Source organism: Prosthecobacter vanneervenii (genome assembly GCF_014203095.1).
Classification (GTDB): domain Bacteria; phylum Verrucomicrobiota; class Verrucomicrobiia; order Verrucomicrobiales; family Verrucomicrobiaceae; genus Prosthecobacter; species Prosthecobacter vanneervenii.
In genome coordinates this window covers 944,196-964,210 of record NZ_JACHIG010000001.1, presented here as the reverse complement: position 1 = coordinate 964,210, position 20,015 = coordinate 944,196, and the positions used below count along the sequence as shown (strand labels likewise).

Genomic DNA, 20,015 nt, shown 5'->3' with positions numbered 1-20,015 from the left:
ACCACGCACAGCTGAAAACGGGTCCCATGGGTGAAATCCAGTATCCCATGCGGCCACCCAGCGCTCTGCGGAGTGGGATCGTCCCGATCCCACACGCTCCCGCATCATCCAGCGCCATCGCACATCCGCGAACCCCTTGCAGGTGGGGGGATCAAGATGATGCCCCTCCGTCGGCTCGTGCCTCCGCCTTCAGACCCGTTTTCATCGCATCGTGGTATGAGTGTGGGCGCAGAATCGAATGCGTCATTCCTGGTTCTCGTAAACGCTTCTCCTGCGGGCTGTTGTTTGACGAATGAATCAGCAGATGCCACAAGGCCCGCTGTCATCCGCATGCCAAACAAAACGGGCGGCTGAGCTTGTGGCTCAAACCGCCCGTTTGGGGAAGAGGCTTTCAGGTCTGTTCTGCGGGGCGAACGGACTGCTGGGGCATCAATGGTTGAAGTAGAACTCCTTCGAGTTCAGCAGGGCCCAGAAGAGGTCTTCCAGCACCGTCTGGCGGCCGTTGGGATCGTCTGCGATGGCCTGCTGCACATTGGTCCATTCTTTCTCAAGAGGCATGCGGCCAAAGACACGCAGGAAGAGGTCTTCCACGATCTCGCGGTCGGTCTTCTTGTCCTTGATCATGTTGGCCACCACACGGCCCTGCTTGATGCGGTCGTTCACGGCGTCGCCGTTCATGAGGTGCAGGGCCTGGGAGAGCGTGGGCTCCATCTTCACCTCGCAGGAGCAGACGGATTCACGCTTGGCGCGGCCAAAGGTGGTGAGGAAGTAGTTCGTCACCGCACCGTCGGCGATCTGCACGGCACGTGCGCCCAGCGGCAGGCCCTGGAATTTGTTCGGCGTGTCGGTGATCTGGGAGATGGCGTCCAGCAGCACCTCGGCACGCACGCGGCGCACCTGGGCGTGGGAGAAGTTGCGCTTGTCCCCGGCGTTGGTCTCGTTAACCTTGGTGCTGCGCTGGTAGGTCTGGGAGGTGCAGATGTCCCGCACAAACTTGCGCATGTCGTACTTGTACTCCGTCAGGTGCTCGGCCAGCGCGGCGATCAGCGCGGGGTTGGACGGCGGGTTGGACACACGCACATCATCCACCGGCTCCACCACACCGACGCCGTTGAAGTGCGCCCAGATGATGTTGGCGATGTTGCGTGCAAAGAAGGGATTGCGCGGGGATGCCATCCACTCGGCCAGCACCTTGCGGCGGTCTTCTCCGGGCTTCATCTCTGGGGTGTCTCCGCCGAGGAACTTCGGCTTCATCACTGCCTGCGTCAGGAAGTGCTTCGATTCACCGCCCTTGCTGTTGTAGATGATGACTTCAGCAGGATCGTCCGTGGGCTTGCGGCCGATCTGGGAAAAGAAGGCCTTGAAGCCGTAGTAGTCGTCCATCGTCCAGCGGTCAAAGGGGTGGTTGTGGCACTGCGCGCACTGGATGCGCATGCCCATGAACACCTGGGCCACGTTTTCCGTCAGCTTCAGCTGGTCCAGCTCGGTCTGGTAGAAGTTCACCGCAGGATTGGAAACGGTGCCGCCGGAGGAGGAGAGCAGCTCCTGCACGATCTCATTGATCGGAACGTTCTTGCCGATGCGCTCAGAGAGCCAGTTGTAGTAGAGCAGCGCGTTCTTGTAGAAGGGCGGCTGGTTGTTGTTGCCAGCGATGCCGGAGCGGATCTGCAGCAGCTCGGCCCACTTCATGACCCACAGCTCGGTGAATTCCTTGCGCTCCAGCAGAGTGTCCACCAGCGCGGCGCGCTTGTTGGGGTTGGTGTCCGTGATGAAGGCGCGCATGTCCTTGGACTCCGGATACACGCCAGCGATGTCGATGTAGGCGCGGCGCACAAACTCTTCGTCCGTGCAAATGGGGGAGGGCAGGATGCGCAGCTTGTGCAGGTTTTCGTCCACCAGCGTGTCGATGTAGTTCGTCTCAGCCAGCTTGGGCCGCTCATACTTGAGTTCGGCGGGAATGACCAGCACCTGCGCGGTGACGGAGTACACATCAAAGCGGGCCAGCATGAAGGCTGCGCCACGGTCGCCGGAGGTCACCACGCCGGCCTTGCTGATGGTGGCGGTCGGGTCGTTGTTGGACATGAACAGCGCCAAGTTCGTCACATCGCGGTCGGTGCCGTCGGAGTAGGTGGCGCGCACGGTGATCTGCTGTGTGGCGTTCTTGCCCTCCAGCACGATCTGGCTGGGGAAGACCTCGATGCCGGTCACCTTGGCCACATCGGCAGCATCGTTCGGAGCGCCTGCGGCGATCCATTCCAGCAGCGTCTTGTTGTAAACGGAGTCAGGTTCAAAGCACTGGTTGCCGGAGTGCGGCACGGCGCCCACGGCTTTTTCGATCAGCGCGCTCTCTTCCGGGATGGCCAGATTGATGCGGCGGCCGGGCATCTCGCGGGTGATGCGGATGTAGTCGCCTGCGGGGTCCATGCCAAAGAGGGAGGTGCGGAAGCCGTCCTTGCCACGGGCGGCGCCATGGCAGCCGCCCTGATTGCAGCCGCCGCGCATCAGCACGGGCATGCAGTCCAGGCGGAAGGAGATGGCGCGGTCCTTGGTGCCGTTCTTCACATCCACGGGGGCCTTCACCGTCTGGCCGCCGATGGAGGCGATGACCTCCGTGCTGCCGGCATCGGCCACAGGCTTCAGCGTCAGGCCGTCGAGCGTGGCTACTTTGGAGTCGGCCACTTTGAGATCGCACAGGCCGGTCACGTCCTTGGTGGTGGCGTCCTTAAAGGTGGCCAGCACCACCACGCGGTGGTAGTCGCGCTTGGTTTCCAGGGAGTACTTGTCCGGCAGAATCTGCAGGTTCTTCAGCGTTGGCAGCTTCTTGTTCAGTTCGGCCAGGGCCTGGCGCTGCTCGGGGGTCTTGTACTGCAGCGTGAGGTTCTGCGGCCAGGGGGCGCCAGCTGCCACCCAGCGCTTGAGCACGTCGATCTCATGGGCCGCGAGCGGTCCGCCCTTGGGAGGCATGATGTCGTCGTGATCTTTCGGCAGCACGAGGCGCTTGATCATCTCGCTCTCATCGGGCTTGCCAGCCACGAGGGCCGGGCCGGTGGAGCCGCCTTTGAGCAGCGCAGCCAGGGAGTCCATGAGGAGCTTGCCTTTGATCTTGCCGGGGTTGTGGCATTCGAGGCACTTGGCCTCCAGGATGGGCTGCACATCGCGCACAAAATCCATTGCTGCTACCGCAGGAGCGGCGGGTGCTGGAGCAGGTGCCGCCGCAGGGGCTGCGGGAGCCGGGGCCGGTGCAGGGGGAGCCGCCACAGCTGGGGCAGGGGCAGGGGGAGCCGCCACAGCTGGGGCAGGGGCAGGCGCTGCGGGATCGGCCGCAAAAAGGCTGGTGGAAACGGCGAGGGTAAAGAGAGAAGCTCGCAAGGGGCTTTTCATAAAGGTAGGCTGAAGGGGTTAATTCATGCTACGCCCCTGAGGGGATGCATTTATCACGGATGCGAAAAAAGGCTGTGAATAAGCTTGTCACTTTTCCAGTGCCGCCAGCCGCTGACCGATGGGCGGGTGGGAGTAGTGCAGCCAGACGGTGAGCGGGTGGGGGTTGGGGTGCGTCAGGTGGTCCACGGAGAGCTTTTTCAGCCCGTCCATCAGCGGTGCGCTGCCGCAGGCGCTGCGGGCATAGGCGTCTGCCTGAAACTCATGCCGGCGGCTCAGCGCGCTGCTCAGCAGGCCCAGCAGCAGGCTGGCGGGCTGATAGATGATGCTGAAAAGCACCAGCCCCAGGCCCAGCGGCTGCCCCGTGACTCCAAAGGCGCTGAAAAACTCCGGCGACTGCAGCGCCAGGTGCAGCAGATAAAACATCAGCCCGCTCTCCAGCAGCCCTAGGATGAGCTGCTGCGGCACATGGCGGCATTTGTGGTGGCCGATCTCATGCGCCAGGATGGCTTCCAGCTCCGCCTGCGTGTGTTTCTCGATCAGCGTGTCAAAGAGCGCGATGCGCTTGTTTTTGCCAAAGCCGCTGAGGAAGGCGTTCGCCTTGCTGGAGCGGCGGGAGCCGTCCACCACCGAGATGTCCACCACGGGAAACTTCAGCCGCGCGGCCAGCGCCAGCAGCCCCTCGCGCAGCGGGCCGTCATCCAGCGGTTTGAACTTCAGAAACAGCGGCATCAGCAGCCGGGGAGAGAGCCAGGCCATCACGATGCTGAAGCCCGCCACGGTCAGCCAGGTGTAGAGCACCGCGTGGACCTGCGTCTGGAAAAACCACAGGATCAGCCCCAGCAGCGGCCCGCCCAGCAGCGCGGTGAGCAGCAGGCCTTTCACGCGATCGCCGATGAAGGTGCCCACCGTGGTGCGATTAAAGCCGTACTCGGCCTCGATCTTGAAGGTGTCCCAGGCATCAAAGGGCAGGGAGAGGAGATTCTGCGCCAGCAGCAGCACACCGATCACGCCTATGCCCGTGTACACCGCGCTCCAGCCCCATCCGGCGCTCCAGCGCTGCAGCCAGTCAAAGCCGCCACCCCACCAAAAGCACACCAGCACCGCCACGGAGGCCGTGCTGCGCAGCACATCCAGATGCGAGGACTTGCCGGCATACTCGCCCGCCTTCTGCACCGTCTCTTCGGAAAAGATCTCCCGCAGGCGGGCAGGCAGCGCATGGCGGAACTGCGCCAGATTCAGAAACGTGGCCACGATCTCCAGATGAAAGACGCCGAGCACGCCGACGACGGCGGCGATGAACCAGGGATTGGATAAAGACATGTGGTTGGGGTTGGGAAGAAAAAGCGGGAAAGATGCAGCAGGAGCGGCACGAATCCCGAAATTTTGTGTAACCACTCGCCCGGTGCTGCATTTCAGTCAATGACCACCTCCCCTCGCACGCCATGATCCGCCCGCTGCTTTTTCTCCTCGCTCTTGTCAGCATCACCCCGGCCTCCGCCCAGCTCGGCGGCAGGCTGCGCGATCTCATTGCCAACCGCAGGCAGTCCGGCTCGGGCTCTGCGCAGCAGGGTGGCAAGGAAGAGCTGAGCTACGGCAGCGACTCGATGCAAAATCTCGACTACTGGCGGCCCACCACGCCGGGCTCTCCGCTGGTCATCTACGTGCACGGCGGCGGCTGGAAGCGCGGTGACAAAGGCCTGGCAGCAGGGGAGAAAAGTGTGCATTACCTCCAGCAGGGCTACGCCTTTGCCTCGCTCAATTACCGCCTCGTGCCCTCCTGCACCGTGGAGGAGCAGGCCAGCGACGTGGCACACGCTGTCTCCTTCCTCATCCGCCGCGCCGAGCAGCTCGGCTTTGATGGCAAGCGCGTGGTCCTCATGGGCCACAGCGCCGGGGCGCATCTGGTGGCGCTGGTGGGCACGGACATGAGCTATCTGCAGAAGGCCGATCTGGGCCCCCAGGCCGTGTGCGGCATCATCCCGCTGGATGGCGCGGCCTATGATGTGCCCCAGCAGATCGCGGAAGGCGGTGACTTCATGCACGACACCTACCTGCAGGCCTTTGGCACTGACCCCGAGCGCCAGGCCAAGCTCTCGCCCACCAAGCAGGCCGCTGCGCCCAATGCTCCCGCCTTCCTCATCCTGCACGTCCAGCGCGTGGACGGCACCGCCCAGTCCATCGCCCTCGGTGAGGCCCTGCGCAAAGCCGACACCCCCGCCGAGGTGAAAGGCTTCGAAGGTCACGGCCTCATCGGCCATGCAGAAATCAACCGCCGCATGGGAGATCCCACGTACCCGGCCACGCCAGTGGTGGATGCGTGGCTGAAGAAGATCTTTGCGAAGTAGGGCGCAGTCTTCAAATACGCAGCCCATTTGGAGTGCGGTCGCGGAGCGAGGCACGAGCGCAGCTACCGCTTTCGCAAGCTGCACGGCATACCAAATCTCTGGAGATGCACGCAGGCGACCGCTCGGCGTCTCTCGAAAGCCAGTTTGTTCTCGTTTACCACGAGATACTCGAAAGCGGCAGCTTTGCGTGCCGCACTCCAAATTGACGCTGGGCCGCCCGCACGCTACTCGGCATCCGCGTCCACTTCCACATTCACCGCCGCCTCATGCCCATGCGCCGCCTGATGCTCCAGATACCCCGCAAAGATGTCCTCCAGCTCCATCAGGCTGCCGATCTGTGAGAAGCGCTGGCGCAGCCATTTGCCGCCGGGGATGGACTTGGTGTAGTTCATGAGGCGGTTGCGCATGGAGCGCAGCGTGGGCAGCTCGCCCATGTGCGCATTGCGGGCGATCGCCATCTGGCAGTGCCGGCGCATGAAGTTGAAGCGCTCCTCCACCGTGGCATGCGGCACATGCGTACCCGTGGCCAGGTAGTGCTTGGCCTCTTTAAAGACCCACGGATTCGTCATCGCCGCACGGCCGATCATCACGCCCTTCACATTCGTCTGCGCGCGGCGGATCTCCACGTCTGCGCCGCTGGAGATGTCGCCATTGCCGATCACCGGCACCTTCACTGCATCCGCCACCTGGCCAATCACGTCCCAATCTGCCAGGCCGGTGTAGCCCTGCGCACGGGTACGCCCGTGCACGGCGATGGCCTGCATGCCGCAGTCTTCCAGAATACGCGCCACTTCGACCGCATTGACGTGGTTTGCATCCCAGCCGATGCGCATCTTGGCGGTGACGGGGATGGACACCGCCTTGGCCACCTCCCGCGCCACGCTGGCGAGAAGGGGGCAGTCTTTGAGCAGGGAGGAGCCGCCGTTTTTGGAGACGACCTTGTTCACCGGGCAGCCGAAATTGATGTCGATGAAATCGGGCTGCTTCCAGTCGATGATCTTGCGTGCAGCCTCGCCCATGCGCACGCCGTCGGAGCCAAAGAGCTGCACGCCGAGCGGGCGCTGGCTGTCGTCAAAGTCCGTGTAGTGGCGGGTGCGGTCGTCCCGCTGCAGGATGCCCTCGGCGCTCACAAACTCCGTCACCATCACATCCGCGCCCTGCTCCTTGCAGAGCTGGCGGAAGATCACGTCCGTCACCCCGGCCATGGGGGCCAGGTAGAGGGGGAAGCGGTCGTTTTGAAACCAATGTAGCATCTTCCATGATAGCCGCACTGGCACAGAGCGGCAAGTCGTGTCACATTATACGATGGCAAGACGCCGCCGACGCCAAAAACCTCTCCTCCCGGGCCTCTGGACCGTGCTGGTGGCGTTCGCCCTTCTGGGCAGCATCGGTGGCTTTTACTGGGTGCTGGGCAAGAAGACGCACCTCGTGCGGAATGACGCGCCGCCGGCGGCTGCGGTGGCGAAAAGGAAATAGTTTGGCCTATGCATACCCGCGTGGTTTGATTAATGCTGGAGAAACCAGCATTTGAGTCGTGCTGCAGTCTTATCTATACCATGCGCAAGCACCTGCCTTTTTTGATCTTCGCTCTTGCTCTCCCGTGTTTGGCTCAGCAGCGATCTACAGCTCCGAGGTTTCTGCAGAAGAGCGAGGTAGTAAATTTCATTTTCCAAAGACATGCAGCTGGAAAGACGGTGGTGTTTGTCTCACGCGATGGAAAAATATACGGGATGGATTCAGATTCCGTCATTAGTTTCGAGCCGGAAGGGAGGGTGGTCTTGGGAGAATTCGGGGCCGGTATTGCAGGCTATGGGGGCACGTATCAGGTGGCCAAGGATGGCAGCGTCTCGATCTCCCTGAAGGGGTACCGTGCCAAATGGCCAGAGATGAGGTTTTCGAACGAACTCGGGAAAATGAGGCTGTATGCGCCAAAAAGCGGCGATGGGTTTGTGATGGGCGGCCGTGGCGGGGCTGTGGAGATGGGCGGAATGAGACCATTTTGGCCGTTTTTTCTGGTTGATGGCGCGCGAACCCCGCAGGTCACGCCTGTCTGGTCTGGAGGAGAAGTGAAAATGTTCATCAGTCCGCAGTTGCCTCCAGATTTTAAATGGGGCGGCTCAAAGGCCAGCTTCCGTCTGAATTTCACCATATCTCCGGAAGGCAAAGCGTCAGTCAGCAAGGCAAATAGCGGCCCATTTGAAGATAATGACTGGAGAACGCCGTCGGTAAAAGTCGCGATTCAGGCTGTGGAGAACTGGAGTTTCAATCCACCGCTAGAGGATGGTAAGCCGGTGGCAAGGAGCGCAGCTTTGGACTTTACTCTTTCCCGTGTGGAGGACAGCATCCGCTGGATCGTGCAGGACAACGGGAAGACGCTTTTTGACAACGTGCCAGGCTACCCCACCGCTGACTGATCAGCGGCTGGCTCCCGGAGTGTTCATTACACCGCAGGCCGCACCACCACGATCTCTCCCAGCAGCTGCTCCTGCTCCACCTGCAGGTGGTTCAGCTTGATGAGCTCCAGCATGGCCAGGAAGGTCACGATCACCTCGCCACGGCTGGCGGCGCTGGAGAAGAGCTCTTCAAACTTGATGCGCGCGCCCACCGGCACCGTCTGCAGCAGGTGCTCGATCTTGTCCGCCACGGTGAAGCGGTCATTGACGATCTCACGGAAGTCGCTGGCGTTTTCAAAGCGCTTGAGGATGCGCTGGAAGGCGCGGATGAGGTCAAAGATGCCCACCTGGCCCACGCTGTCCACCGGGGCGTCCAGGTCTGGCAGCTCGGGGGTGGTGACGAAAAGCTCGTCGCTCTTCACCTCCTGAGAGCCCAGGAACTGCGCGGCCTCCTTGAATTTCTTGTACTCCACCAGCTGGCGGATCAGCTCCCAGCGCGGGTCATTTTCCTCCGCATCCTCCTCCGGCGGCTGCACATCCTGCGGCAGCAGCTCGCGGCTCTTGATGTACATGAGGTTGGCCGCCATGACGATGAACTCGCTGGCCAGCTCGATGTTCAGCGCCTGGAAGGTGTCGATGTAGTCGAGGTACTGCCGCGTGATGCGCTCCAGCGACACATTGTAGATGTCGATCTCCTCTTTTTTGATGAGGTAGAGCAGCAGGTCCAGCGGACCCTCAAAAATCTCAAGCTTAACTTTGTAGTCGGAATCTTCCACGGATCGAGATAGAACGGGGAATCAGGGATGGCGAGAGGAAAATGGTGGGGAGGGTGGCCCATCTACGCAGGTGACCTTCACCGCCGCCCTCGCTTTTTCCCGTCTATGCGTTTATCTGCCTTTCTCCCCGCATGCCCGCCAAAAAGAAACCCAGCGACAAGCCGCTCAGTGGTGCCGCCCTCATCAAAGAGGTGTGCCGGCGCATCCGCGTGGCGCGCAGCTACTGGGATGCGCACAACAACCGCGCCTGCCGGGGCGAGCGGGAGAAGGCGATGGCGCTTTATGAGACTTTGAGCGAGACCGAGCGTGACAAGGTGCCGCAGGTGCTGCGCGTGTGGCTTCGCTACCGCAGTGAGAAATACTTTGGCGAGCACCGCACGCCACCGGGAGGGGGCCGGTGAGCAGGTGACCGGCCGCAAAAAGGCACAAAAAACTCAAGAAATCAGCATGGGAAATCCTGTCTCTGATCCCCGTCTTTTTTGCTTTTTTTGCGGCTCTTTGCGGCCATCTGCATTCTGCTGACATGAACCACGCCACCAAAGCGGGACTACATCCGCGCAACCGCTTCAATACGCGCTACGACTTCCCCCAGCTCATCGCGTGCAGCCCGGCGCTGGCGGTGTTTGTGAAGCCGAATGCGTATGGCAGCGACAGCATCGACTATGCCGACCCGCAGGCGGTGAAGGCGCTGAATGAGGCGCTGCTGCGGCAGGCCTATGGCGTGGAGCAGTGGGACATCCCGCCCGGCTGCTTGTGCCCGCCCATTCCGGGGCGTTGCGACTACATTCATCATCTGGCGGATCTCATCGGCGTGCTGCGTGGTGCAGACGTGCGCGTGCTGGACATCGGCACCGGCGCGAGCTGCATCTACCCGATCCTCGGCGCATGCGCGTACGGCTGGAGCTTTGTGGGCGCGGAGGTGGACGCCGCCTCCTGGCGCTGGGCGCGCAAGATGGTGGCGGCAAATCCGGTTGTGGCGGGCTTTATTGACTGCCGTTTGCAGAAGTCGGCGCAGCATTGTTTTCAGGGCATCATTCAGAAAGGCGAGCGCTTTCATCTCACCATGTGCAATCCGCCTTTCCACACCTCCGCAGCCGAGGCGGCGGCAGGCACGCAGCGGAAACAGCGCAACCTCGGGCAGAAAAGCAGCGCGCTGAATTTCGGCGGCAAGGCCAACGAGCTCTGGTGCCCGGGCGGGGAGCTGGCGTTCATCCGCCGCATGATCGCGGAGAGCACGGAGTTCGCCACGCAGTGCGGATGGTTCACCACGCTGGTGTCGAAAAGCGATCACCTGGCACCGCTTCAAAAAACATTGCGCCAGGCCCAGGCGGCCGAGGTGCGCATCATCGACATGGCACAGGGCCAGAAGAAAAGCCGCATCCTCGCGTGGCGCTTCTGAGGTAGGGAGGGCTGTCCTCAGCCCTCCGAGTGAGGGGCAAGCGTGTGCGAATCATGAGTCGTAGCAGCGGAGTTTGCAATGTCCTGCGACGGCTGGTTGTCCTACTTGGTATTTCACAGCACGCTGGGCAACGGCGGCTGGAGGACCAGCCGCCCTACCTGCCCAGGGCATGCGCACGCCCAGCGCGAGAATCCTATCCTCCATCTTCCGCGCTGGCGCTAGATCGCGCGCTTCGGTTCGTATAGCCTTGCCACATCTCATGAAACTTTCCTTCGCCTGCGTCTCCCTGCTTCTGTTTGCCTCCGCCCTTCAGGCCGAGGTGAAGCTATCCAAGGTCTTCACGCCACACATGGTGCTGCAGCGTGGCATGGCGGTGCCCGTGTGGGGCACGGCGGCACCGGGTGAGAAGGTCACAGTCTCCTTTGCCGGACAGAGCAAGACGGCCACGGCGGATGACAAAGGTGCCTGGAGCGTAAAGCTGGAGGCCCTGCAGGCCAGCACCGAGCCGCGCACGCTCATCATTGGAGACAAGAAGATCGAAGACGTGCTGGTGGGAGATGTGTGGGTGGGCTCCGGCCAGTCCAACATGGACATGACGGTGAGCAGCTACACCAAGGATGACCCCGTTCTGGATGCCGCCTCCAAGCAGAGCTACCCGCACCTGCGCCTGCTGCGCAAGGACCCCACTGCCACCTGGGAGCAGGCCACGCCGGAGACGAATGTGAAATTCAGCGCGCTGCTGTTCTCCTTTGGCTTCCCATTGCAGAAAGAGCTGAACGTGCCCGTGGGCCTCATGGTGGGTGCAGTGGGCGGCACGCCCTCCGGCTTCTGGCTGAGCGAGGACATGTATCGCAGCGACGCCGCCTGCGCGGAGGCGGTGAAAGCCTTTGCTCCGACCTACAAGTATGACGAGCTGATGGCCAAATACACCGTGGAAAAAGCCAAGTGGGATGTCGAGCTGGCCGCGTGGAAGAAGCAGGCCGAGGCCGCGAAAAAAGAGGGCAAGGAACCCACCCGCCCACCGCGTGGACCCCAGCCTGTGGGCAAAGCTGGTGAACCCAATTTCGGCAAGGTGGGCCAGCTCTTTGAGCAGTTCATCCGCCCGTATGTAGGCTACGGCATCAAAGGCGTGCTGTGGGATCAGGGCGAGAGCCGCACCAACATCGCCGGTGTGGATCAGGTCACGCTCATGGGCGCGCTGATCGGCGGCTGGCGCAAGGCCTGGGGGCAGGGCGACTTCCCCTGGCTCTATGTGGAAAAGCCCAGCGGCGGCGGCTGCGCCTATGACTACACGCAGCCGATGAACCGGCTCGCAGAAAAATTCGCCCCGCTGCCCAAGACCATCCCCAACAATCCGGACAAGGAGTACTCGCACGTGGCCTTTGAGCAGATCATGAAGTACAAGAACACGCACATGGTCATCAGCAGTGATCTGGGCAATGGCATCCACCCGCCGAATAAGTCCGGCTACGGCGCGCGTGCGGTGCAGGTGGCGCTGGCCGTGGCGTATGACAGGGGCAATGAATACCTCGGCCCGCAGCTGGCCTCGCATAGCATCAGTGGCGGCAAGGTGACGCTGAAGTTCAAGCACAGCGGCAAAGGACTCGCCTTCAAAAACGGTGACAAGCTGCAGGGCTTTTCCATCGCCGGAGCTGACAAGAAATTTGTGTGGGCCGATGCCGTGATCGAGGGCGACAGCGTGATCGTCTCCAGCAAAGACGTGCCCCAGCCCGCCGCCGTGCGCTATGCCTGGAGCAATGCCTTCCAGTGGGCCAATCTCTTCAATCAAGACGGCCTGCCCGCGCAGCCGTTCCGGACGGATGCATGGTGAGGGGCGCAGGCTGGCAGGGTAGGGAGGGCTGTCCCCAGCCCGCCGAGCGAGGTCTTGAACAGGCTCAATGCAGATGTGCGGCAGCGAAGCCCATCAGCCTGCGAACGACGGCGCTTGGAGGACCAAGCGCCCTACCTCGCGCTGAGCCAGCGCGCAGTAGAACGGGCAATCCTGCCCGTGATCCGAAAGCGCTCGAAAGCGGGCAGGATTGCCCGCGCTACCTCGGAATGGGCAGCCCACTCGGCACTTTCTCCGGCGCAGTCTTGTCATAGTCATCACTATTGAGCGCGTCGAGAAACGCTTTGATCAGCGCGTGATCTTCCGGCAGCAGGTTCATGTGGCGGAGCAGGGGATCGAGGGCGGGCTGGGTGGCGGTGTCGGCACCTTCCAGAGTCTCGGCAGCCTGATCCATGAGGCGGTCGTAAAAGAGCAGCACCTCATCCAGCGTGGAGCTGCCGCCGTGGTGCATGTAGGGGGCGGTGTGTGCGAGATTGCGCAGCGTGGGGGTGCGGAATTCGCTGCGGTTCGTTGCATTGTCCGTGAGGCCGATGGCATGCAGCTTGTAGTCGGAGAGCATGGGACCATTGTGACACAGCGCGCAGCCGGCTCTCTGAAAGGCGGCCATGCCCTGCTGCTGCACGGGAGTCATCGCGGTCTTGTCGCCACGCATGAAGCGGTCAAATGGCGTGTCTGGTGTGATAAGCGTGCGCTCATAGGCGGCGATGGCCTGTGTCACTTTCGCAGCGGTGATCTTTCCGCCAAAAAGACGCACATACTCCGGTATGGTGCTCAGCCTCTCCACCATCGCGGGCACAGCCTCGGCCTCGCTGCACGCATCTCCGCGCATCTCCTCACGCTGGCGGATGGGCCCCAGCACCTGCGCCTCGAGACTGCGCATGCGGTTGTCCCAAAACATGGGGGCCTGCGTGGGATCATAGGGCTTGCCGATGGCAATGCCGTTGAAGGCGGTGTTCAGGATCGTGGGTGTGTTGCGGGTGAGCGGCAGAAAGGCACCACCCGCGACAAGCCTGCGTGCCGGGCCGATGCCGCTGGCATTCACCCCCAGCGGTGTGGGGCGTGCGTCCGCCCAGCCATGCTGCGGGCTGTGGCAGGTGGCGCAGGCCACCGTGCGCGTGGCGGAGAGGATGGGGTCAAAAAACAGCAGCCGCCCCAGCGCCACCTGCGCGGGTGTGTCTCCCGGCAGCGCCGCACTCTGCGGCAGCGCCTCCAACCGGGTGTCCGGCAGAGGCTCCGCAGCGGCGGTGGCCAGGATGACGAGCAGGGTGGGGAGCATGGGTACTTCAACGCGCCTCGGGCCGTGCTTCATCCAGCGGGCGGCTTTCGTGCTTGAGAAACTCCGCCACATCATGCTCGGCCTGCGCGGCGCGTGGGTGGCCGGCGGCGCGGTAGGTTTCCAGGCGGAATTGCAGAAACTCCAGACGCCAGGGCGGGTGCGGTTCAAAAAGGGACATCACCTCCACCTGCTGCGCGGGGCTCAGCGGCGAGCTGATGCCCAGCAGCGTGTTCACGCGCAGCGGCTCCATCAGGCCGCCGGGAATGGGCTTTTGCAGCAGCGGCAGGAATTCGCGCGCCAGATCGTGATTGTCCGCCACCAGCGGCGGCACCAGCGCCAGTGCGGCGCGCACCAGCGGCGGGCGCACCCACACCTGGCTGCGCAGCGCTGCAAAGCCCTGCATCAGCTCCGCAGCGGCATCATCGGCGGAGCCCTGGCGATAGGCGAACACCGCAGCGGCCAGATGCGCATCGGCAGGCCAGTCTTTTTTCACGGCCTCATGCAGCGGGCGGAACTGCTCCTCCGTGCCTGCCTGCGCGGCGCACTCCAGCAGCATGAGCTGCTCGTAGGGGCTGGTGGCGGGGCCCGTCCATGCGGCCAAGGCGTGGTCGTGCCGACCCATAGTGTAGGCGGCGCAGGCATGGGCGCGGCGTGCATCATCGCCCTCCAGCTCATCCATCAACGAGAAACTGGACTGGTCTGCCGAGAGCATGCGCTGGCGCTCGTAGGTCAGGCGTGTGCGGTCCACCTGCGCGGCGAGATGCGCGGGCACATCCGTGCTGTCTTGAATGGCCTGCGCCAGCACCTGCGTGGTGTTGAACCCGCCCTCCTGGGACAGCGCGCGGGCAAAGCCATACTCGAGCAGGTTGCGGTCATCCGTGTTCACGGTGGCGGGGCGGGTTTGCAGCAGCTTGCGGGCAAAGTCCGGCGTGGCCAGATGCCGCGCCAGCACGCCCTCGATGCTGTCCGTGAGCCACACGCGGCGCAGCGCCTCGGTGAAGAGCGGCAGCGCCATGCGTGCGCGCAAATGGTTCATGGTATAATCTGGTGCCACCAGATGCCCGATGAAGAGCAGGTCGTTGGGCCCTGAGACCCACGTCTCCACATGCGGAAAGACAGAGCATAGCGTGGCATACACCTGGCGGATGGCCTGCGAGTCCACCTCATACCCCTGCACCCACTGGGCAAAGAGCCCGCGCTCATTCAGCCGCGCCCTGGCGGCGGCGTAGAACTCCTGGGTGAAGAGCGTGGAGACTCCGGCGCGGTAGGGGTTAGACGGCTCTGAGATGACCAGATCGTATTTGCGGCCTGCAGCCAGCAGCGCCTCGCGGGCATCGCCGGGGATGAGGCGCACGTTTTTCTTGTCCAGCACATCACGGTTCACCGGGGCAAAGTGATCACGAGCCAGCGTGGTCATGGCGGGCTCCAGCTCCACCACATCCACCTGCTGCATCTCCGGCACATCGGCCACCCAGCCAGCGGTGGTGCCGGTGCCCAGGCCCACCACAAAGGCGCTGTGCGGCGCGGCATGCAGCAGCGCGGGGACGAGCCCCTGCATCACCTGCGTGTCGGCATCGCCAAAGGCGGAGCCGTCGCTCTTGCCGTTCACGTAGAGGCACCAGCCGTCGTCACTGGCCACGGCGGCCACGCTGGCCTCACGGCCTTCAAATTCATGCGCCACCCGCATGCGTGCGGCATTTAGCCAGGCGTGCAGGTCATTGATGTAGCCCGGCAGCACCTCCACGCGGCCGTAGCCGATGGGCTTGTGCCGCCATGCGGCGGTGGGCCCCGTGCCGCCCAGCATCAGCGCGCCAGCACCCAGCCAAAGCAGAGCGCACAGCGCCCACGCACGCCATGAGGCAAGGCGTGCGCCCAGCAGTGCCGCTCCCACGCTGAGCAGCAGCGTCAGCAGGAAAACCAGCCGCCACGCCCCCGGCGCGGTGAGCCACGGCAGCATCACAAAGCCACCTGCCAGCGAGCCTGCGATGGAGCCCAGCGTGTTCGCCGCATAGGCCAGACCCGTGTGCCGCCCGGCATCGCGACTGCCACGACCTAACAGGCCCACCAGCAGCGGAAACTGCACGCCTGCCAGCACGGAGGGGCCCAGCACCAGCAGCCCCGCGATCAGCGTCCAGCCGGTGATCTGCCCCGCCATGCCCAACGCACGAAGTTGATTCACATCCACCGCAAAGACCGCGATGCGATCTCCCAGCGCCCAAGGCAGCGCGAGAAAGAGCGCCTGCCACGCCGCCACCCGCGCCAGTGACGGAAGAGTCACCGCTCCGGGGCGTGCCGCCCACAGCGTGCGGTATAGCAGCCCGCCCAGCCCGATGCCTGCCAGAGCCAGCGCGAGGATCAGCCCAAAGCCATACACCGAGCTGCCCAGCAGCGGCGCCAGGATGCGAAACCACACCAGCTCCGCCAGGAAGAAGGTGAATCCGGTGATGCCTGCGGCTGCATAAACAAATCTCCGTTTCAAAGCACGAGCGGAATCTTCCTCCTCCTCTTCCTCATACTCCTCCTCCCTTTCTGGCATTCCATTCCCATCCTCCCCGAGCGCCGCATACCATGAAATACCACCAATCAGCAGGTTCACGCATGCCGCCGCATTTACCGTGGCGCGGATGCCCCACAGCTCCAGCAGCCAGAAGGTGCTGAGCAGCACGCCTGCCAGCGCGCCGAGGGTGTTCACCCCATAGAGAACGCCCAGGCTCCCGCGCTGCGCGTCGTGGTCGGTTTCCACCCATTTAAAGGCCGCTGGCAGGCTGCCGCCCATCAGCAGGCAGGGCGGAGCCAGCACCACCGTCGCGAGCAGAAGCTGCAGCAGCGTGGCCGGCACCACTCCCAGCGCGGCGATCCCTCCGGTGCTCAGATACAGCGCACGCACCAGCCAGAGTAGCAGCGGTGTCAGCAGCGCCGCCACGCCCACGCCCAGCTCGATCAGCGCATAAAGCCGCAGCGGATTGCACGAAGCCTCCGCCTTCCGGCCAAACAGGGCACTGCCCGCGCCCATGGCTCCCATAAAGATGGCCAGCACCGCCGCCGTGGCCGGAGTGGCCCCGCCAAACATCAGCCGAAACTCCCGCAGCCACGCCATCTGGTAGATCAGCGCGCACGCGCCGGAAAGCGCCAGCAGCGCGGCGAGGAAGGGCAGGCGGGGAAGGGGATGTTGACGGCCTGTCCTTCTCAGCTCGGAGAGCAAAGGAGGATTGTTGACGGTCTTTGGCGGTGATTGACGCTTTTTAATGATGAGGCCTCCGGTGGTTTGGTGGGGATTGGATAACAAACGTCGGCGAGCGTCAACCGTTGTAAGCCGCCATCAACGACCCCCAGCGGCTCCGTTTTTGCATTTACGGCTCTGAAAGCACACCGACGAAACCGACAAAACTAGGTTTCGTCAGTTTCGTCAGTGTGTTTTGCGCGCGCAGTTTTTTTTCGCGGTCTGAGCCCGGGCTGGCTACGGCCAGGGATGCGCTCTCAAAGAGGCAAAATGCGCTTTTGGCGGGGGGCATGAGGTTTCGTCAGTTTCGTCGGTGTGTTTTAGAGCGTGAGATTTTTTTCGTGAGCGGCCCCGCTGAATGAGGGAAGCCAGCCACTGCATTCCTCCAGGATCATTGGATTCCCACGGAACAGGAAGAAAACTCATGGAAGGAAGAGGTTCTCAGAGAGCATCCTGTGGATGTGATGGCATGAAAGTACATCGGCTCCCTTCTTTCATGTCATAGACATTCACTCTGCAGGTGGGGGGGGATCAAGATGATCCCCCTCCGTCGGCTCGTGCTTCCACCTTCAGACTCGCTTTCATCTCATCGTGGTATGAGATGGTTGTGCCATGAAGGTACGATGACTCTCGTAGCATTGCCTCACAGCGTTTTCAGTCAGTCTATGGAGACATCTTCATGATGTGTTATCAAAATACCACTAGATAACATGAGGTCATATGCAGCGCCTCAGGTTAGCAGGCTGTGTGCTAGGAGTGTCTTGGGTATTCTGGGGCAGGCTTCTTCATTCATCCTCCTGCCTGCTGGCTGACTGAATGAAAATTTTTCACTGCTGGAAAACACACCGACGAAACTGACGAAACCTAGTTTCGTCGGTTTTGTCGGTGTACTTCGGATCGGAAGCGGCGCAGCACCCGTCGAGTGAGTTGTGAGGCTTGAATCTCGGAGCTTCAAATGCCGTGCCTGTTTCAGTTTCTGGCCGGCTTAAACTCTGCACCGGAGTTGGTGGAGAGTGGCGACCCCTACGAGAATCGAACTCGTGTCGCATCCGTGAAAGGGATGTGTCCTAACCGCTAGACGAAGGGGTCGTTGTTTCGCTCAGAACGAGCGGGCATTCATAGTGCGTTTGATGCGAAGTTTCGCAAGAGGAAAATCATCATTTTGAAAACATTTTTTGTCATGACGCTGCTTTCACCGGCATGTGTGGCGCATTTCTGCCATTTCATGGCAGGCGGATGAAACAACAAAGCCGGAACCCGCCGCCGTTCTTCATCACGTGGATAAAGCTCTGGCCGACGAGATCCGGCTTCTCTGGAGGTCCTGATCTCAAGCGGTGCGCCTGAGTGCTAGTGGTGGTGCTGCCAGTTTCCTGGCGGCATGCTTTCATAGCAGAACCAGCCTCCACCTGAAAAGCAATGCTCAGCTGGCGGCGGTTCCCCCCATAGGGAGGCACCACGGACGGGCCGGGGTGAACCTGTGCTTGCAAATCACGCCAAACTCGCCAAGAAAGCAGGCTCATCTTATGCCAGCCACCCCAGTCATCAATCTCCGCAAGGGCCACGCCGTCCGCTACAACAACGACGTCTGCGTCGTCACCGACACCGAACTCAAGACGCCTCCGCGCATGGCTTCCTTCGTGCAGATGTCCGTCCGCAGCATCACCATCGGCAAGATGTACAACCTGCGCATGACCTCCAACGAGTCTCTCGAATCCGTGAACCTCGTGAAGGACAACCATGAGTTCAGCTACAAGGACGGAGACGGCTACCACTTCATCCACCCTGAGACGTTTGAAGACGTGCTCATCGGTGAAGACAAGCTAGACGCCAAGACCCGCGGCTACCTCATCGAAGGCCAGAAGTACCTCGTCGTCTTTGCTGACGATGTTGTCGCCGGCATCGAGCTTCCCGCCAACATCATCATGACCGTGACGGACAGCCCCGCCGGCGTGAAGGGAGACTCCGCCAACAACGTGTACAAGGAAGCCACCACCGAGTCCGGCATGCGTGTGCAGGTTCCTCTCTTCATCGGCCCTGGCGACAAGATCAGCGTCAAGACCGAAGATGGCACCTACCTCGGCCGCGCGAACTAATCCTTCCGCCCCGTTCATTCATCCAATCAGAAGCGCCCGCGTGAGATCACGCGGGCGTTTTTGTTGGGGGATGGGGGATGCCAAGGTGTCTGCCGTACGCAGAAGGACGGGACGGCTTTCGCCATGCCCGTCCTGCGTTGATTCATGAATCTGCTGCCGCCTTGATCAGCAGTCGCCGAAGGAGATGCCGATCGCGCGCGAGGCGCGGACGATCTCGCTGTCTTTGCTGACCAGGCGCAGCTGGTGCACGGCTTCTTCGATCGGCACGTCGCCCACCTGATACTGCTGGTAGCTGACCATGCGGCCAAAGCTGCCCTGGGAAATGAGCTCCACGGCCTTGGCGCCAAAGCGCACACCGAGGATGCGGTCCAGCGCCGTGGGTGCGCCACCGCGCTGCAGGTGGCCCAGGGTGCAGGCTCGGGTTTCCTTGCCGGTGTCTTTCTCGATGTGCTTGGCCACGTAGTCGCCGATGCCGCCGAGGCGGTCTTCGCCCTTGGTGCCCACTTTCTCCTTGGTCAGCAGCTCGCCTGTCTCCATGTGCGCGCCCTCCGCCACCACCACCAGGGTGCTGTGGCGGCCTGCGGCGTCACGTTTGCGGATGGCCTTGGCCACGTGCTCAAAGCTGAAGGGGATCTCCGGCAGCAGGATCACATCCGCACCACCGGCCATGCCGCCGTAGAGCGCGATCCAGCCTGCGTGGCGTCCCATCACTTCCAGCACGATCACGCGCTTGTGGCTTTCTGCCGTGGTATGCAGGCGGTCCAGGGCGTCCACTACAGCGGCCACGGCGGAGTCAAAACCAAAGGAGGTGGCGGTGGCCTGGATGTCATTGTCGATCGTCTTCGGCACGCCGATCACCGGCACACCCATCTGGTAGAGCTGCAGGCCGGTGGTCAGGCTGCCGTCTCCACCCACCACGATCAGCGCGCCCACCTCCAGGTGGCGCAGGGTGTTCTTGGCCTTTTCCACGATCTCTGCTGGCACCTGAGCCACATTGCCCTCGCCCACCTTGGCCACAAAGTGCCCCTTGTTGGTGGTGCCCAGGATGGTGCCGCCCAGTTTCATGATGCCGATGGTCTTCTCGGTGTTCAGCATCATGTAGTCGCCTGGGGGCAGCAGGCCTTCAAAGCCATCGCGGAAGCCCACGACTTCCCAGCCGAGTGTGTGCGCCGCGCCGACGACGCCGTGAATGACTGCGTTGAGTCCGGGGCAGTCCCCGCCGCTGTTCAAAATGCCGATTCTCATGGTGTTTTTCTTGGGAGGTTTGGGGTTGGGGGGAAAGG

Annotated in this window: 14 protein-coding genes and 1 tRNA gene; 7 read left to right on the top strand and 8 right to left on the bottom strand. The window is 62.4% G+C overall.

Annotation, left to right across the window (positions count from 1 at the left end; all coding sequences use genetic code 11):
- Positions 1–429 precede the first annotated feature (429 nt).
- Both HNQ65_RS03735 and HNQ65_RS03730 read right to left on the bottom strand, forming a co-directional pair.
- Positions 430–3,381, bottom strand: coding sequence for a PSD1 and planctomycete cytochrome C domain-containing protein (locus HNQ65_RS03735; RefSeq protein WP_221306026.1), 2,952 nt, complete (start codon positions 3,379–3,381; stop codon positions 430–432).
- Positions 3,382–3,468: 87 nt separating this feature from the next.
- Positions 3,469–4,701 carry a M48 family metallopeptidase gene (locus tag HNQ65_RS03730; protein WP_184338125.1) on the bottom strand — a complete coding sequence of 411 codons (1,233 nt, stop codon included), beginning with the start codon at positions 4,699–4,701 and terminating at the stop codon, positions 3,469–3,471.
- Between the two features lie 122 nt (positions 4,702–4,823).
- On the opposite strand from HNQ65_RS03730, the gene HNQ65_RS03725 reads away from it, so the two are divergent.
- Complete coding sequence (locus HNQ65_RS03725) at positions 4,824–5,726, top strand: alpha/beta hydrolase (protein WP_184338124.1); 903 nt, start codon at positions 4,824–4,826, stop codon at positions 5,724–5,726.
- Between the two features lie 224 nt (positions 5,727–5,950).
- Here the strand turns inward: HNQ65_RS03725 and dusB are convergent, their stop codons facing one another.
- On the bottom strand, positions 5,951–6,979 hold the full coding sequence (dusB, locus tag HNQ65_RS03720; RefSeq protein ID WP_184338123.1) for a tRNA dihydrouridine synthase DusB: 1,029 nt from the start codon (positions 6,977–6,979) through the stop codon (positions 5,951–5,953).
- A 52-nt stretch (positions 6,980–7,031) separates the two neighbouring features.
- On the opposite strand from dusB, the gene HNQ65_RS03715 reads away from it, so the two are divergent.
- Together HNQ65_RS03715 and HNQ65_RS03710 are read left to right on the top strand one after the other, a co-directional pair.
- A complete protein-coding gene (locus tag HNQ65_RS03715) occupies positions 7,032–7,202 on the top strand; it encodes a hypothetical protein (RefSeq protein WP_184338122.1) in 171 nt (56 codons plus the stop codon).
- A gap of 80 nt (positions 7,203–7,282) precedes the next feature.
- A complete protein-coding gene (locus HNQ65_RS03710; protein ID WP_184338121.1) occupies positions 7,283–8,140 on the top strand; it encodes an energy transducer TonB in 858 nt (285 codons plus the stop codon).
- A 26-nt stretch (positions 8,141–8,166) separates the two neighbouring features.
- Here HNQ65_RS03710 and HNQ65_RS03705 read toward each other — a convergent pair whose 3' ends face one another.
- Positions 8,167–8,895 carry a segregation/condensation protein A gene (locus HNQ65_RS03705; RefSeq protein WP_184338120.1) on the bottom strand — a complete coding sequence of 243 codons (729 nt, stop codon included), beginning with the start codon at positions 8,893–8,895 and terminating at the stop codon, positions 8,167–8,169.
- A gap of 131 nt (positions 8,896–9,026) precedes the next feature.
- Between HNQ65_RS03705 and HNQ65_RS03700 the strand changes: the two genes are divergently transcribed.
- The 3 genes from HNQ65_RS03700 (at position 9,027) to HNQ65_RS03690 (ending at position 12,125) form a co-directional block, all read left to right on the top strand.
- Positions 9,027–9,296 (top strand): Precorrin-3B methylase, encoded by a 270-nt coding sequence (locus HNQ65_RS03700; protein ID WP_184338119.1) that lies wholly within the window; start codon positions 9,027–9,029, stop codon positions 9,294–9,296.
- 122 nt (positions 9,297–9,418) lie between these two features.
- Positions 9,419–10,294, top strand: a complete 876-nt coding sequence (gene rlmF / locus HNQ65_RS03695; protein ID WP_184338118.1) for a 23S rRNA (adenine(1618)-N(6))-methyltransferase RlmF — start codon at positions 9,419–9,421, stop codon at positions 10,292–10,294.
- Positions 10,295–10,553: 259 nt separating this feature from the next.
- Complete coding sequence (locus HNQ65_RS03690) at positions 10,554–12,125, top strand: sialate O-acetylesterase (protein ID WP_184338117.1); 1,572 nt, start codon at positions 10,554–10,556, stop codon at positions 12,123–12,125.
- A 217-nt stretch (positions 12,126–12,342) separates the two neighbouring features.
- On the opposite strand, the gene HNQ65_RS03685 is transcribed toward HNQ65_RS03690, so the two are convergent.
- From HNQ65_RS03685 to HNQ65_RS03675, 3 genes are all read right to left on the bottom strand, one after another.
- On the bottom strand, positions 12,343–13,419 hold the full coding sequence (locus HNQ65_RS03685) for a cytochrome-c peroxidase (RefSeq protein WP_184338116.1): 1,077 nt from the start codon (positions 13,417–13,419) through the stop codon (positions 12,343–12,345).
- A gap of 7 nt (positions 13,420–13,426) precedes the next feature.
- Positions 13,427–16,621, bottom strand: a complete 3,195-nt coding sequence (locus HNQ65_RS03680) for a fused MFS/spermidine synthase (RefSeq protein WP_184338115.1) — start codon at positions 16,619–16,621, stop codon at positions 13,427–13,429.
- Between the two features lie 1,032 nt (positions 16,622–17,653).
- Positions 17,654–17,728, bottom strand: a tRNA-Glu gene (locus HNQ65_RS03675).
- A 434-nt stretch (positions 17,729–18,162) separates the two neighbouring features.
- On the opposite strand from HNQ65_RS03675, the gene HNQ65_RS03670 reads away from it, so the two are divergent.
- On the top strand, positions 18,163–18,732 hold the full coding sequence (locus HNQ65_RS03670) for an elongation factor P (RefSeq protein WP_184338114.1): 570 nt from the start codon (positions 18,163–18,165) through the stop codon (positions 18,730–18,732).
- Between the two features lie 165 nt (positions 18,733–18,897).
- Here HNQ65_RS03670 and HNQ65_RS03665 read toward each other — a convergent pair whose 3' ends face one another.
- Positions 18,898–19,977: a 6-phosphofructokinase gene (locus tag HNQ65_RS03665; protein ID WP_184338113.1), complete on the bottom strand. Its 1,080-nt coding sequence runs from the start codon at positions 19,975–19,977 to the stop codon at positions 18,898–18,900.
- Between the last annotated feature and the right edge of the window lie 38 nt (positions 19,978–20,015).

Bases quoted from the DNA above. Each gene is read 5' to 3' on its own strand.
- HNQ65_RS03700 (WP_184338119.1), top strand. From the start codon at position 9,027: ATGCCCGCCAAAAAGAAACCCAGCGACAAGCCGCTCAGTGGTGCCGCC.
- HNQ65_RS03730 (WP_184338125.1), bottom strand. From the start codon at position 4,701: ATGTCTTTATCCAATCCCTGGTTCATCGCCGCCGTCGTCGGCGTGCTC.
- HNQ65_RS03735 (WP_221306026.1), bottom strand. From the start codon at position 3,381: ATGAAAAGCCCCTTGCGAGCTTCTCTCTTTACCCTCGCCGTTTCCACC.
- HNQ65_RS03710 (WP_184338121.1), top strand. From the start codon at position 7,283: ATGCGCAAGCACCTGCCTTTTTTGATCTTCGCTCTTGCTCTCCCGTGT.
- rlmF (WP_184338118.1), top strand. From the start codon at position 9,419: ATGAACCACGCCACCAAAGCGGGACTACATCCGCGCAACCGCTTCAAT.
- HNQ65_RS03665 (WP_184338113.1), bottom strand. From the start codon at position 19,977: ATGAGAATCGGCATTTTGAACAGCGGCGGGGACTGCCCCGGACTCAAC.
- HNQ65_RS03670 (WP_184338114.1), top strand. From the start codon at position 18,163: ATGCCAGCCACCCCAGTCATCAATCTCCGCAAGGGCCACGCCGTCCGC.
- HNQ65_RS03685 (WP_184338116.1), bottom strand. From the start codon at position 13,419: ATGCTCCCCACCCTGCTCGTCATCCTGGCCACCGCCGCTGCGGAGCCT.
- HNQ65_RS03725 (WP_184338124.1), top strand. From the start codon at position 4,824: ATGATCCGCCCGCTGCTTTTTCTCCTCGCTCTTGTCAGCATCACCCCG.
- HNQ65_RS03715 (WP_184338122.1), top strand. From the start codon at position 7,032: ATGGCAAGACGCCGCCGACGCCAAAAACCTCTCCTCCCGGGCCTCTGG.
- dusB (WP_184338123.1), bottom strand. From the start codon at position 6,979: ATGCTACATTGGTTTCAAAACGACCGCTTCCCCCTCTACCTGGCCCCC.
- HNQ65_RS03690 (WP_184338117.1), top strand. From the start codon at position 10,554: ATGAAACTTTCCTTCGCCTGCGTCTCCCTGCTTCTGTTTGCCTCCGCC.